Genomic DNA, 13,669 nt, shown 5'->3' on the forward strand with positions numbered 1-13,669 from the left:
CGGGTAAAACATCCGCTTTTTCATCAATATTCTTGCACGCAGAACATGAAAGTGCTTGCGTCAGACAGACTTGGATAAACTGAAGAGGAATAAAGCCGCCTATGCAAGGCTGGGGAATCATCGGCGCTGCCTTCCTGTACCTGCTGCTGCTTTTTGCTGTTGCCAGTATCGGCGACCGCAGAGCCTCACGCTGGAACAGTGCGCCGCGTCCCTATGTCTATGCGCTGAGCCTTGCGGTCTATTGTACGTCCTGGACCTTCTTCGGCTCTGTCGGCCTGTCCGCACAGCGCGGGCTGGAATTTCTCGGAATCTATATCGGGCCGATCCTGGTGTTCACGCTCGGCAACCGGCTACTGCGCCATATCGTGCGGCTGGCCAAGGCGGAGCGCATCACCTCCATCGCCGATTTTCTGGCGGCGCGGTATGGCAAAAGTTTTGGCGTGGCATCTCTCGCCACCTGTATCGCCGCCGTAGGGTCGATCCCCTATATCGCCTTGCAGCTGAAAGCAGTTGCGGGCAGCGTCGGGCTGGTGATGGACCATTATGGCCGCGCCGTCGCGCCGCCTGCCTTCATCTTCGGCGATATTTCGCTGGCGGTTGCCGCTGTGCTCGCCGTCTTCGCGATCCTGTTTGGCACGCGCCACACCGATGCGACCGAACACCAGAACGGGTTGATCCTCGCCATTGCGGTGGAATCCGTCATCAAACTTTGCGCATTTCTCACCGTGGGGCTCGCCTGCACGTTCTTCCTGTTCGGCTCGCCCTCGCAGCTCATCGACCAGATTTCCCAGTCCACCGATGCGCTGAAAGCCTTCCACTACCAGACCTCCATCGGCACCTGGATCATACAAACCGCCTTGAGTGCTGCGGCCATCATCATGCTGCCGCGCCAGTTCCACGTTACGGTCGTCGAAAGCCGCAGCGAAAAGGAATTGCGCACCGCATCCTGGCTGTTCCCGGTCTATTTGGTGCTGATCAATATCTTCGTGTTTCCGATTGCCCTGATCGGCGTGATGACGCTTGGCACCACGGTCAGTGGCGATCTTTACGTGCTGGCGCTGCCGCTTGCCGCCGAAGCGCACTGGATGGCGCTCATCGCCTTCCTTGGCGGTCTGTCCGCTGCAACGGCGATGGTGATCGTCGCCTGCGTGGCGCTGTCGATCATGATTTCCAACCATCTCGTGCTGCCGCTTTTCATCCGCAGCATGGCCAAGCGTCACCCGGCTGAACAGCCCGACCTGACAAAGGTCATTCTCAATACAAGGCGTGTGACGATCATCGCCATTCTGGCGCTCGCCTTCGCCTATTATCGCTTCACGTCCAACAATATTCACCTTGCCTCTATCGGCTTCGTATCGTTTGCGGCGATTGCGCAATTCGTTCCGGCCTTTATCGGCGGTTTGTTCTGGCGCAATGCCAATGGGCGCGGCGCAATGATGGGGCTGTCGGCGGGCTTTCTCGTATGGGCCTATACGCTGTTGCTGCCCACCATGGCGCCGGAAGATGCCGCCATTTTGCGCGACGGCTTTCTGGGTTTCACCGCGTTGCGCCCGGAAGCGCTGTTTGGCACCGATGCGCTGCCGCTGACCAATGGCGTGATCTGGAGCCTCACCGCCAACACGCTGTTCTATATTCTGGGTTCGCTCTCGCGCGCCTCGACGCCGCTGGAGCGCATTCAGGCCAGCATCTTCCTGCCGCGCTATTTCATCGCGACGCCGACGCTCCGACGGTTCCGCACCACCGTCACCGTGGCGGAACTGAAAGCCACCATGGCGCGCTATCTCGGCTCCGAACGTGTCGAGCGCGCCTTCCTGCGGTTCGAAGGGCATGAACAGCGCAGGCTCGATCCGGGCATGACCGTTGACACGCCCCTGATCCGCCATGCCGAACAATTGCTTGGCACGGCGGTTGGCACCGCTTCGGCACGGCTCGTTCTGTCGCTGCTTCTGCAACGCAACGATGCTTCAGGGCGTGATGCGCGCCAGCTTCTCGATGACGCTTCCGCCGCCCTGCAACAAAATCGCGACCTGTTGCAGATCGCGCTCGACCAGATGGAACAGGGCATTACGGTTTTCGACAAGGATTTTCGGCTGGCCTTCTGGAACCGCCAGTTCCGCACCCTGCTCAACCTGCCTGACGAGGTGATGCAGGTCGGTATCCCGGTCTCGGAAATCGTCGAGCATCTGATCCGCCGCGAAGACATCGCCTTCAATGCGCGCAACAGCATCATCCATTCACTGACGGCCAGCCGCAAGCCCGCGCGCCTGAAGATGAAATCGACGGCCAAGACACTGGAAATCCAGTCCAATCCGATGCCGGATGGCGGTATCGTCGCGACCTATACCGACATCACCGCTGCCGTCGAAGCCGATCTGATGCGCCAGAAGGCCGCCGAAATGCTGGAACAGCGCGTGGCCGACCGCACGGCGGAACTGACCCATGTGAACAAGGAACTGGCGCGGGCGCAGGCCGCTGCCGAAGAGGCCAATCTCGGCAAGACGCGCTTTCTCGCCGCCGCGGGCCACGACATTCTGCAACCGCTCAACGCCGCGCGCCTCTATTCCACCGCGCTGTCGGAGAAACTTGGGCGTTCGGAAACCAGCGAATTTGCCCGCAACATCGATTCCTCGCTGGAGGCGGTGGAAGCCATTCTGGGCATGGTGCTGGATATTTCGCGCCTCGACACAGGCGCGCTGAAACCGGAAGTCTCGGTGTTCCGGCTGGACAGGTTGCTGAGCCAGATCGCCACGGATTTCACGCCGCTGGCGCGCAAGAAGGCGCTGAAACTGCGCGTGGTGCCGTCGAGCATCGTGGTGAAAACCGACCGCAACATGCTGCGCCGCCTGATCCAGAATCTCGTTTCCAATTCGATCAAATATAGCCGCAGCGGCGGCATGCTGCTTGGCGTCCGGCGGCGGGGCGCTTTTGTCGAATTGCAGGTGCTGGACACCGGCATCGGCATTGCGCAGCACAAGCTGAAACTCGTCTTCCGCGAATTCACCCGCCTTGATGAAGGTATGCGCGAGGCGGAAGGGCTGGGACTTGGCCTGTCCATCGTCGACCGCATCGCCCGGCTGCTGGAATTTCCGCTGTCGGTGCGCTCGGTTCAGGGCAAGGGCACAACATTCACCCTGCGCATTCCGGTTTCAAACGAGCCGGTGCCGGTAGAGGAAACCAGAAGCCGTCGTGGCCATGCGCGCGCGCTGGAACTGACAGGCCTCGATGTGCTGTGCATCGACAATGATGCCGACATTCTGTCCGGCATGGAAACGCTTCTTTCGGGCTGGGGCTGCAACGTGACCACGCTGCGCAACGGCGCGGCGCTGAAAGCCTTTTGCGCCAATCGCAGCACCGCGCCGGATGTCATCGTCGCCGATTATCATTTGATCCATGAAAACGGCATCGACATGATCGGCTTCACGCGGGAGCATTTCGAGACGGAAATACCCGCCATCTTGCTGACCGCCGACCGTTCCAAGGAAGTGCGCCAGCGCGCCGAGGATGAAAACATCACCTTGCTGAACAAGCCGCTTCGCCCGGCGGCGTTGCGCTCATTGCTGTCGCATTTTTATCATGCGCGACAGGACGGCAGCTCGTCACAGACGGCTGCGCAATAACCATATCATGTGCTGATAACGTCACTGCCGATGCGCGACAGCAAGATGACAGCCTGAGTGCGGCTATCGACGCCAAGCTTCTGCAACACGGCCGAGACATGCGCCTTGACGGTTGCTTCCGACACGCTCAGCTCATACGCGATCTGCTTGTTGAGAAGACCCTCGGCGAGCATGGTCAGCACGCGGGTCTGCTGCGGTGTGAGCGTGCGCAGGCGCGCAATCAGCCCCTCGATTTCCGGATCCTTCGGGTGATCGAGATCGATGCCTTCCGGCGTCCAGATATCGCCTGCAAGCACGGCGCGAACCGCCTCGCCGATGGTTTCCATGCTGGCAGATTTGGAGATGAAGCCCGATGCGCCAAGTTCCACCGCATGATGGATGGTGGCGGCGTCATCCGTGGCCGATACGATCACCACCGGCAAAGCCGGTTGGAGCGCCTTCAGCGCAACCAGCCCTGACAGGCCTGCACCACCGGGCATGGTCAGATCGAGCAGCAGAAGGTCGATATCGTCGCGTTCGGCAACCAGTTTCCTGACGGCATCGAAATCGCCAACTTCGACAATCTCGACGTTTTCGGATTGTCCCGACAGAACCTGTCTCAATGCGCCGCGAAAAAGCGGGTGATCGTCAGCGATGATAAAGTGCATGTGCCTCGCGCGCCAATTTCAAGTGGTTCCTCCCCGTGCGGTGCATCCAATGCTACCAAACAAGTTTTTATGCCTATTTTTATGCGGAGCAACCAAAAATCACGTTGCTAACGTGTTTTCGCATTTCTCATTGCCGCCATGTTGCCCCATTGTGTGGTAGGGTTGCGCCGGAAATTGAAACACCGGCCCCGCCAGACACGTGAAGCAGAGGGTGGGAACCAGAAGGCCTTTCATGACGCGCAATATGCTTTATCCCGAGATTGAACCCTTCAAGGAAGAGATGCTGCAGGTGTCCCCGCTGCATCGCATCCATGTCGAGCAGTGCGGCAACCCGGACGGCAAGCCGGTGATCATGATTCATGGCGGCCCCGGCGGCGGCATCACGCCTGCCATGCGTCGCCTGCACGATCCCGAGCGTTATCGCATCATCCTGTTCGACCAGCGCGGTTGCGGTCGTTCCACGCCGCACGCCGAATTGCGTGAAAACACCACCTGGGATCTGGTCGCCGATATGGAGCATATCCGCGCCCATCTCGGCATCGACAAATGGCAGATTTTCGGCGGCTCCTGGGGTTCGACGCTCGGCCTCGCTTATGCTGAAACGCACCCGGAACGCGTGTCGGAAATGGTGCTGCGTGGCATCTTCATGCTGCGCCGGTTCGAAATCGACTGGACATATACCAACGGTGCCAGCATCATTTTTCCAGATCACTTCGAAGCCTTTCAGGAGCATATTCCCGAAGCCGAGCGCGGCGATATGATTGCCGCCTATTACAAGCGCCTGACGGACCGCGATCCGAAAGTTCAGCTGGAAGCCGCCCGTCGCTGGGCGCGCTGGGAAGGCTCAATCATTTCGCTTCTGCCGGACCCATCCCGCGTTGATGCCTTCGGCGCGGATGAATATGCAATCGCCTTTGCGCGCATCGAATGCCACTATTTCCAGAATCGCGGCTTCCTCGATTCCGACGACCAGCTTTTGCGCAATGTCGAACGCATCCGGCATATTCCGGGCGTCATCGTGCATGGCCGTTACGATATCTGCACGCCCTTCATCAATGCATGGCAGCTGAAGAAGCTGTGGCCAGAAGCCGACCTCAAGATCGTCGAGGATAGCGGCCACGCCGTGACCGAGCCGGGCATCGTTCATGAGCTGATCGAAGCGACGAAACGCTACGCCGCGTAACGACAGAAACAGAAAAGGCGCCATTTGGCGCCTTTTTTATTATCCACGAGCGATCACGTCCGTCCGCCGGGCGGTGTTGGTGTCGTCTCCGCGGGCTTTTCTGGCTCGCTGTCGAAGCTCTTGGCTATGTCCATGAAGCGGCGCATGAAGCGTTCCATATAGCTCATGGATTGTTCGAACTCCTGTTCGCTCGGCAGGCCCGAAGCGGTATTGCCGCCGCCCTTCTGATCGATGGCCGCCAGCCGGTCTTCCAGCACCTTCACGCGGCCCTGCAAATCCGCCAGATCATTCTCATAAGCCTCGCGGTCTTCCGTGGCCATCTTGCAGATCATCTGGCCCTGCGACTGTTCGGTGCAAACCGAAATCGCGCCGGTCTTGCTATCAAGGCGCACATAGCCGGTTTCGGTCTGTTCCAGACGATAGCGGCCATTTTCCTGCGCCACCGCTCCGGATGCGGCCAGAACCGGCGCGACCAGAGCCACCGCCGCCAGACCGCGCATGACGGGACGTGCGGCGAAAAAGGTGTTTTTGTTCGACATAATCCGATCTCCCTTTGGCTTCCTGTCATCATATGGGAGCTTTGCGACGAAAATCGAACATCACGGTCTTTGATTTTCTGACAATTTCGGTCTAGAGGACAGCCATGACCAAGATCATCTACAAGATCGCCCCGCGCGAACTCTGGGCGCAAGCGGAAAAGGCGGGAAGCTTTTCGGGTGCACCGGTTGATATTGCCGATGGCTATATCCATTTCTCTACTGCAACACAGGTGCGCGAAACCGCTGCGAAGCATTTCGCGAACCAGAACAACTTGGTTCTTGTGAGCGTGGACGCGACCCGTCTTGGTGAAGACCTTAAATATGAGGCCTCGCGCGGTGGTGCGCTTTTCCCTCATCTCTATGCGGACCTGCCGCTTGATGCGGTCGTGGCTGTCGAGCCCTTGCTGCTCGACGACAATGGACTTCATATTTTCCCGGAGCTGAAAGACGAATGAGCGGACTTTTTGAAACTCTCGGCCGACGCGCCCTCTTCTCTTTCGACGCAGAACAGGCGCATGGCCTGTCCATTGCCGGGCTGAAGACCGGGCTCGTAAGCTGCAGCGCACCGAGCGACCCCGCTTTGTCGGTCAAGGTTGCGGGATTGCAGTTTCCCAATCCGCTCGGCATGGCCGCTGGCTATGACAAGAATGCCGAAGTGCCGGATGCGCTTTTGAAGCTCGGCTTCGGCTTCACCGAAATCGGCACCATCACGCCGCGCCCGCAAAGCGGCAATCCGCGTCCGCGCATTTTCCGTCTTGTGGATGACAGGGCCGTCATCAATCGCCTCGGTTTCAATAATGAAGGCCACGAGGCGGCTTTCAAGCGCCTGTCGCAGCGCGCAGGCAAGAGCGGCATTGTCGGCGTCAATATTGGTGCCAACAAGGATGCGGAAGATCGCATCGCCGATTACGTGGCGGGCATTCGCCGGTTCTACCAGCTGGCGCGCTATTTCACCGTCAATATTTCCTCGCCCAACACGCCGGGCCTGCGCAATCTCCAGGCGCGCGACAGTCTGCGCGAGCTTCTGAGCCGTGTGCTGGAAGCGCGCAACGAGGAAGGCAGCATGTGCACGCTGAAGCGTCCGGTGTTCCTCAAGATCGCGCCTGATCTGGCCGATGAGGAACTGGACGACATTGCCGTCGAGGCCACCGAGCAGAAACTGGACGGCATCATCGTTTCCAATACCACCCTGTCGCGTACCGGGCTGAAAAGTGCTGAAAACCGCGACGAAACCGGCGGGCTTTCCGGCGCACCGCTGTTCGAACGGTCCACCGTGGTTCTTGCCCGCATGCGCGAGCGTGTGGGGCCTGACATGCCGCTGATCGGCGTTGGGGGTATCGATAGCGCCGAAACCGCCCTGACCAAGATCAAGGCTGGGGCTGATCTGGTACAGCTTTATACGGGCCTCATCTATCGCGGCCCCGGCCTGCCAAGCGACATTCTGCGCGGGCTTTCGGCAGCGGTTAAACGCGAAGGCGTTGCCAATATTGCCGAACTGCGCGACCGCGACACAAAAGACTGGGCAGCGCGTCCGTTGCCTGCGTGATTATTTCGTGAATTCCAGCCGATAGCGGCGTGGCAGCATCGCCAGAAGCGTGATGCCACGTATCGACAGAAACAGATTAAGCGCCAGCCAAAGCCCGTGATTGCCCATCGCGGGCTTTGCCGCGTAAAGCACGGCCATAAAGAAGGCCAGCGACAGAAACATCATATTGCGCATGTCGCGCGACCATGTGGCCCCGATATAGACACCGTCCATATGAAAGGCGAGCAGCCCGGTGATACCGGTGAGTGCCGCCCATGGCAGATATTTGAGCGCCTCGGCATGGACATCCTCGGCCTTGGACAAGAGGCTGATGATTGGATCTCCGAAAACCAAAAGCGCGAAGGCGATGATGCTGGCCATCACCAGCCCCCACACAAAGGTGAGCTTAGTGCCGCGCACAAAGGCCGGGCTGTAGCGCGCACCGATCGACCGCCCGACGATCTGTTCAGCGGCGGCGGCCATGCCGTCGAGGAAAAAGCCTGCCACGAGGAAGAAATTCATCAGCACGGCATTGGCTGCGAGCGTCACCGGCCCGAGATCGGAACCCGCACGTGTGAAGAAGGCGAAAGCGGTCAGAAGCAGGAAGGAGCGGATCATGATATCGCGATTGACCGCGAACATGCGCAGAATGCCTTCCTTCTGGAAAATGCGCTGGCGGCTCGGGCGCTTGGTCGCGTCCTTGCGGAAATGCCGGACCACCAGAAAGAGGCCGACAATCGCCGCGACGGTTTCGCCGGTGACCGTGGCCCAGGCAACGCCTGTCACGCCCCAGCCGAGTTCCAGACCGAGGATAATGCAGAGCACGATATTGATGCCGTTGAGCAGAACCTGAAGGCCGAGGCCAAGCAGGCCCTGTCCGCGTCCGAGAACCAGCCCCAGCACCGAATAATTGATGAGCGCCACCGGCGCGGCCAGCATGCGGATCGACACATAGGTCGCCATGGCCTCCTGTGTCGCGCTTGTCGGATGCATGAAGCTGGAGGCCGCGGCCAGAATGAGCGGCAGGCAGAGGATCATCAAGCCGCCCGCGATCACCGCGATAATGATGGCGCGCCAGAAGATTGCCTGTTCTTCGATGGCGTCTTCAGCACCCATGGCCTGCGCCACCAGACCGGTTGTGCCGGAGCGCAGGAAATTGAACATGGACAGCAGGAAATCGAACACCAGCGCGCCGATGGCCAGCCCGCCGATCAGTTCGGCCTTGCCCATCTGCCCGACCACGCCCATATCGACGAGCCCCAGCAGCGGCGTCGTGATGGCGGCAAGCGTCATGGGAATGGCGATCAGCATGACCATGCGATGCGTCACATCGAACGGCCTCGTAACGCTTCCAACGCGCTGCGACTGATCCATAACCACTATCCCCGAATTCACACCTGTAATTCGAGAACGTCTACTCTGGAATCGCTCGAAACTACAGAGAATTCGGCCCATAGATTGTCGCAGCCCCTGACAGCTTTATGTCAGGAGTTATAGAGATCAGAGGCCCAGCATCATTGCCCAATAGATGCGATTGGGTTTGTTTTCCGGCGTGGCCCAGGCCAGGCCATAATGGCTGAAGGTGGGATCGAGCATGTTTTTGCGATGGCCGGGCGACTTCATCCAGGCGTCGAACACGGCTTCGGTATTGGGCTGGCCGGAGGCGACATTTTCAGCCGCAGGACCGCGAATGCCCGCCTGACGCAACCGCGCGACAAAACCATTGCCCCAGCCGACGCTGTGGCCGATCTTGCCATAGCTTGCCATGCGCTTCGCCTGAAAAAGCGCGGCCTGTTCCAGCTTGGAATCGGTCGCCATGAGCGAGAGGCCGTTTGCCTTGCGGATGGTGTTGAACAGCGCGGTGGGATCACCCGCGCTCACCACATTCGTCGCTGCATCCGCTGCGCCGAACGGCAAGACGGAGAGCGAAACCGCGCCCCCGGCGAGAACCAGAAAGCCGCGCCGGGAAAGCATAAATCCTTGTTTTTGCTGCATCGTCCGAATGTATAACCCTGCTTCCAATATCTGCTATTTGCGATAGCTGAGGATACGGAGCAAAATAAAGGCAGGGATGACAACGGCTGCGCCCAAAATGAGATAATCCGCGAAACGGGCGACGGCGGAGAAGCCCATATTCCACAGGCGCAGGAAGAAATCGCGAATGCCCCAGAGAATATCGTAGGGCGTCCAGTGGAACGCGCTCATGACCACGCCAACCACCAGCGAAATCAGCACCAGCTTGACGATGATGCGTGCAGGCGTATCGCCAAGAAAACGGTTTACACCATCAGACATGCAAATCTCCTGCGTCTCAATTTTCCGCCATGCTGACAGATTCATCGCGCAAGACATAAGCGGAGATGATGACATCCGCAAGTTTTGAGCGTCTGCATCTATCTTTGCTTACGATAATCGCGTGGAGCCTTCTGCTTCTGGCGCGAGAAGGACCGGTTCATGCTGCGCGTATCGGTAAAGCCACTCGCGACGGCCACTTCCAGAAGCGATAATCCGGTCTCGGCCAGCAGTTCCTTTGCCTTCTTGACGCGCAGTTCTTCGCGCACTTCGAAGGCTGTGCGTTCCAGCGCCAGCCGGAAGCCGCGCTCCATCTGCCGCACCGAAATGCCGAGCCTGCGCGCCACATCGATCATGGGCACCGGGTCTTCCAGCGTTTCCTCGAAAATGCGGATGGCCTTGCGGATCATCGGCGAGCGCACGCCATTGAAACTAAGCGCTGGCTGTTCGGAGCGTACCAGCTCGTAAGGGATCATGAGGATCGATGCGCTTTTACGCGCCAGTTCCTCGGAAATTTCGTTCTGGATGATGGAAAGCGCCAGCGACGCTGCACCCAATCCACCCGCGCAGGTATAGTGCCGCCCGCTGCGGTGAAACAGGCTGGTCGTATCGGCGGTATAGCCGTCGAACAGATCGAGAAAATCGTCGCGGTGGAACCAGTTCACACAGCAATTGCGGTCTTCGAGCAAGCTGCCCTCGGCAAGCAGGAAAGCGGCGGTGCAAAGCCCCACCACGGTCTTGCCGCGTTTGTCGGCGCGCTTGATGAGATCGATCAATGCCTGCTGGCGCGGACGATACTGGGCAAGCACCCCACCAACGACCGCCACATAATCGCATTCGTCGAGTTCGCCGATGGGAGCTGTCGGCTCGATCACCATGCCGGAACTGGACGCAACCGGATCGCCCGACAGCGTGCAGATTTTCCAGGCGCAGCGGATCTGGCGGCTCTTGTCACGATCATCGGCAGCGAGGCGGAAGGGATCGAGAAACAGGCTGAGCGCCGTCAGCGTAAAACCCGGCAGCGCGACAATGCCAACCGACAGCCTGCGCGGCGACGCATCCGCCGGGGCATCCTGTTTTCGGCTTGTTTCCGGTCCTGTTCCGTTGGCCACGTTCGTCGCTTTCCTCCGCACTTCATCTATCTGCGCGGAGCAGGCTCATACAGTCAACGAAAATGCTTGGAAAGCTTCAACTGCTGCGCCTGATAATTGGAGCCGAGATCGGTGCCGTAAAGCGCCTTCGGACGGTGCAGCATATGCTCATAGACAAGGCGTCCGACGATCTGGCCATGTTCCAGAATGAAGGGCACTTCATGGCTGCGCACTTCGAGAACCGCGCGGCTGCCCGTGCCGCCAGCCGCACTGTGACCAAAGCCCGGATCGAAGAAGCCCGCATAGTGAACGCGGAACTCACCGACCAGCGGATCGAACGGCGTCATCTCTGCGGCGTAGAGCGGCGGCACATGCACGGCTTCTCGCGAGACGAGGATATAGAATTCATCCGGGTCAAGCACGAGTTCGCGTGCGCCGCGATCATAGATAGGCTCCCAGAAATCGAGCACATCATTGGCGGCGCGCTTGTCCACATCGACAACGCCCGTGTGATGTTTGCCGCGATAGCCGATCAACTTGTCCGGGCCGCCGGAAAGATCGACGGAAAGCGCAATGCCGCCGCCGGAGATGTTCGGCATTTCAGCGGCCACCAGCGTCTCGGAATTATGCAGCGCGGCGAGTTCCGCCTCATCGAGCTGGGCGCGGCCCTTGCGGAAACGGATCTGCGACAGGCGCGAGCCGGTGCGCGCAACAATGGGGAATGTGCGCGGGCTGACTTCCAGATAAAGCGGGCCGTTGTAACCGGCAGGCACCTTGTCGAATTCCTGCGCGCCATCGGCAATCACGCGGGTGAAGATGTCGAGACGGCCAGTCGAGCTTTTCGGATTGGCGGATGCCGACAGTTCGGGCGACAGCGCAAGGCTTTCCAAGAGCGGCACGATATAGACGCAGCCGGTTTCGAGAACCGCGCCTGCGGTCAGGTCGATCTCGTGCAGCTTGAGCCGTTCGAGCTTATCTATAACCGGTGTGCCGGGACCCGGCATGAAGGAGGCGCGAACGCGATAGGCCTTTGCGCCAAGGCGGAGATCGAGGCTCGCAGGCTGAATCTGGTCGGTATCCAGCGGGCGCGGCGAAGCCAGCAAACCGCTTTCGAACAGCGCAGCGATATCCGCATCCGCCAGAATTCCCGCATCTCTTAGCGCCATCGACCTCGTACTCCATAGTCTGAGCAATTCTTCAAAAGACCTTTGACCACTCGAAGGCCCAATGCCAACCCTTCACGCCCGGAGAAACGGGGTTTTCCGCAGGAATCGAACCCAATCGTGAGCCAACGAGGCAGGCTTTTCCTCAAAACTCGCTATCGTGGCATTGACGACCTTGCGCAACAGGCATATGGAAAATGTGTTCCGTGGTGATTTGGCCGGCCGGCTTGCAGCCACGTTAAAGAATTCGCTAAAAAGGGCCGCGGTTCGTTACCGGCCTTTTGGGCCGGTTTTTTATTGGCCGCCGAGATGCCACTAAACGCTTTTGGGCGTCCCGGCCGACCAGCTTTTGACAGGTTGGAAAAATGACGACTGAGACTACCCGCAAGTTCCGCCCCGCAACGCAGCTCGTGCACGCCGGTTCGCTCCGCTCCGGTTTCGCCGAAATGTCGGAAGCGATGTTCCTCACGCAGGGTTTCCTTTATCCCGATGCCGAAGCCGCCGAAGCGCGTTTCAAGGGCGAAAATCCGGGTTTCATCTATTCGCGATACGCCAACCCCACCACGGACATGTTCGAAAAGCGCATGTGCGCGCTGGAAGGCGCCGAGGAAGGCCGTGCCACGGCTTCCGGCATGGCTGCCGTCGCCGCTGCCATTCTGTGTCAGGTCAAGGCGGGTGATCATGTGATTTCCGCGCGCGCCGTGTTCGGCTCGTGTCGCTATATCGTCGAGACCCTGCTGCCGCGCTATGGTGTGGAAATCTCGATCATCGACGGCTCGGACATCGCCAACTGGAAAGCCGCTGTTCGTCCGAACACCAAGGTGATGTTCCTCGAAAGCCCGTCGAACCCTACGCTCGAAATCATCGATATCGCCGCCGTGGCCGAAGTGGCCAATGAAGCAGGCGCGAAGCTGATCGTGGACAATGTCTTTGCGACCCCGCTTTACCAGAAGCCGCTGGAGCTTGGCGCGCATATCGTCGTCTATTCGACCACCAAGCATATTGACGGTCAGGGCCGCTGCCTTGGCGGCATCGTGCTGTCCGACCGCGAATGGGTCGAAACCGAGCTTCAGGACTATTATCGCCATACCGGCCCCGGCATGAGCCCGTTCAATGCCTGGATTATGCTGAAGGGTCTGGAAACGCTGTCCGTGCGCGTGCGCCAGATGACGCAGTCGGCGGCTGCCGTTGCCGATGTTCTCGCAGGCAAGCCGGGCGTCAAGCGCGTCCTTTATCCGGGCCGCGCCGACCATCCGCAGGCAGATGTGATCGCCAAGCAGATGACTGGCGGTTCGACCCTGATCGCGCTCGAACTGGAAGGCGGCAAGGAAGCCGCGTTCAAATTCGAAAATGCGTTGCAGGTGTTCAGCATCTCCAACAATCTGGGCGACGCCAAGAGCCTGATCACCCATCCGGCCACCACGACGCACAAGAACCTGAGCGATGAGGCCAAGGCCGAGCTTGGCATTTCCGATGGCGTGCTGCGCATTTCGGTTGGCCTTGAAGATACCGACGATCTTCTGGAAGACGTCGAAGAGGCGCTGAAGGCAGCCGTTCGCTAAATAAAGAAAAGGATGATCCGGCCTGATTCCGTCAGGCCGGGTCATCCGTT

At 59.5% G+C, this 13,669-nt stretch carries 12 protein-coding genes and 1 riboswitch; of the genes, 5 read left to right on the forward strand and 7 right to left on the reverse strand.

The annotated features are described in order from the left end of the window. Positions 1-101: 101 nt before the first annotated feature. A complete protein-coding gene (locus QLQ11_RS06700) occupies positions 102-3,617 on the forward strand; it encodes a PAS domain-containing hybrid sensor histidine kinase/response regulator (RefSeq protein WP_109368356.1) in 3,516 nt (1,171 codons plus the stop codon). Between the two features lie 5 nt (positions 3,618-3,622). Here the strand turns inward: QLQ11_RS06700 and QLQ11_RS06705 are convergent, their stop codons facing one another. Continuing rightward, positions 3,623-4,264 (reverse strand): response regulator transcription factor, encoded by a 642-nt coding sequence (locus QLQ11_RS06705; protein ID WP_109368355.1) that lies wholly within the window; start codon positions 4,262-4,264, stop codon positions 3,623-3,625. A 232-nt stretch (positions 4,265-4,496) separates the two neighbouring features. On the opposite strand from QLQ11_RS06705, the gene pip reads away from it, so the two are divergent. Beyond that, entirely contained in the window at positions 4,497-5,447 is a 951-nt protein-coding gene (pip, locus tag QLQ11_RS06710; RefSeq protein ID WP_109368354.1) for a prolyl aminopeptidase, read from the forward strand. Positions 5,448-5,500: 53 nt separating this feature from the next. Here pip and QLQ11_RS06715 read toward each other — a convergent pair whose 3' ends face one another. Continuing rightward, positions 5,501-5,986, reverse strand: a complete 486-nt coding sequence (locus QLQ11_RS06715) for a hypothetical protein (protein ID WP_109368353.1) — start codon at positions 5,984-5,986, stop codon at positions 5,501-5,503. Positions 5,987-6,090: 104 nt separating this feature from the next. Here QLQ11_RS06715 and QLQ11_RS06720 point away from each other — a divergent pair, with 104 nt between their 5' ends. Both QLQ11_RS06720 and QLQ11_RS06725 read left to right on the forward strand, forming a co-directional pair. Beyond that, on the forward strand, positions 6,091-6,441 hold the full coding sequence (locus QLQ11_RS06720; protein ID WP_109368352.1) for a DUF952 domain-containing protein: 351 nt from the start codon (positions 6,091-6,093) through the stop codon (positions 6,439-6,441). After that, the gene (locus tag QLQ11_RS06725; RefSeq protein WP_109368351.1) at positions 6,438-7,532 is read left to right on the forward strand and encodes a quinone-dependent dihydroorotate dehydrogenase; all 1,095 of its coding nucleotides are present in this window, start codon (positions 6,438-6,440) and stop codon (positions 7,530-7,532) included. Before QLQ11_RS06720 ends, QLQ11_RS06725 begins: the two co-directional genes overlap by 4 nt. Here the strand turns inward: QLQ11_RS06725 and QLQ11_RS06730 are convergent, their stop codons facing one another. The 5 genes from QLQ11_RS06730 to QLQ11_RS06750 all read right to left on the reverse strand — a co-directional run bounded on the left by QLQ11_RS06730 (position 7,533) and on the right by QLQ11_RS06750 (position 12,060). After that, positions 7,533-8,885: an MATE family efflux transporter gene (locus QLQ11_RS06730; protein WP_109368350.1), complete on the reverse strand. Its 1,353-nt coding sequence runs from the start codon at positions 8,883-8,885 to the stop codon at positions 7,533-7,535. It abuts the gene before it with no gap. A gap of 126 nt (positions 8,886-9,011) precedes the next feature. Further along, positions 9,012-9,506, reverse strand: a complete 495-nt coding sequence (locus tag QLQ11_RS06735; RefSeq protein ID WP_109368349.1) for a CAP domain-containing protein — start codon at positions 9,504-9,506, stop codon at positions 9,012-9,014. A gap of 33 nt (positions 9,507-9,539) precedes the next feature. Beyond that, positions 9,540-9,806 carry a DUF6460 domain-containing protein gene (locus tag QLQ11_RS06740; RefSeq protein ID WP_078338112.1) on the reverse strand — a complete coding sequence of 89 codons (267 nt, stop codon included), beginning with the start codon at positions 9,804-9,806 and terminating at the stop codon, positions 9,540-9,542. Positions 9,807-9,904: 98 nt separating this feature from the next. After that, positions 9,905-10,915 carry a GlxA family transcriptional regulator gene (locus QLQ11_RS06745; RefSeq protein ID WP_109368348.1) on the reverse strand — a complete coding sequence of 337 codons (1,011 nt, stop codon included), beginning with the start codon at positions 10,913-10,915 and terminating at the stop codon, positions 9,905-9,907. A gap of 53 nt (positions 10,916-10,968) precedes the next feature. After that, a complete protein-coding gene (locus QLQ11_RS06750; protein ID WP_121537244.1) occupies positions 10,969-12,060 on the reverse strand; it encodes a 2'-deoxycytidine 5'-triphosphate deaminase in 1,092 nt (363 codons plus the stop codon). 193 nt (positions 12,061-12,253) lie between these two features. Next, a riboswitch (SAM riboswitch) is annotated at positions 12,254-12,333 on the forward strand. An 89-nt stretch (positions 12,334-12,422) separates the two neighbouring features. Here QLQ11_RS06750 and QLQ11_RS06755 point away from each other — a divergent pair. Next, entirely contained in the window at positions 12,423-13,619 is a 1,197-nt protein-coding gene (locus QLQ11_RS06755) for an O-succinylhomoserine sulfhydrylase (protein ID WP_109368346.1), read from the forward strand. The last annotated feature ends 50 nt before the right edge of the window (positions 13,620-13,669 follow it).

This window comes from Ochrobactrum sp. SSR (assembly GCF_030067775.1).
GTDB lineage: Bacteria > Pseudomonadota > Alphaproteobacteria > Rhizobiales > Rhizobiaceae > Brucella > Brucella teleogrylli.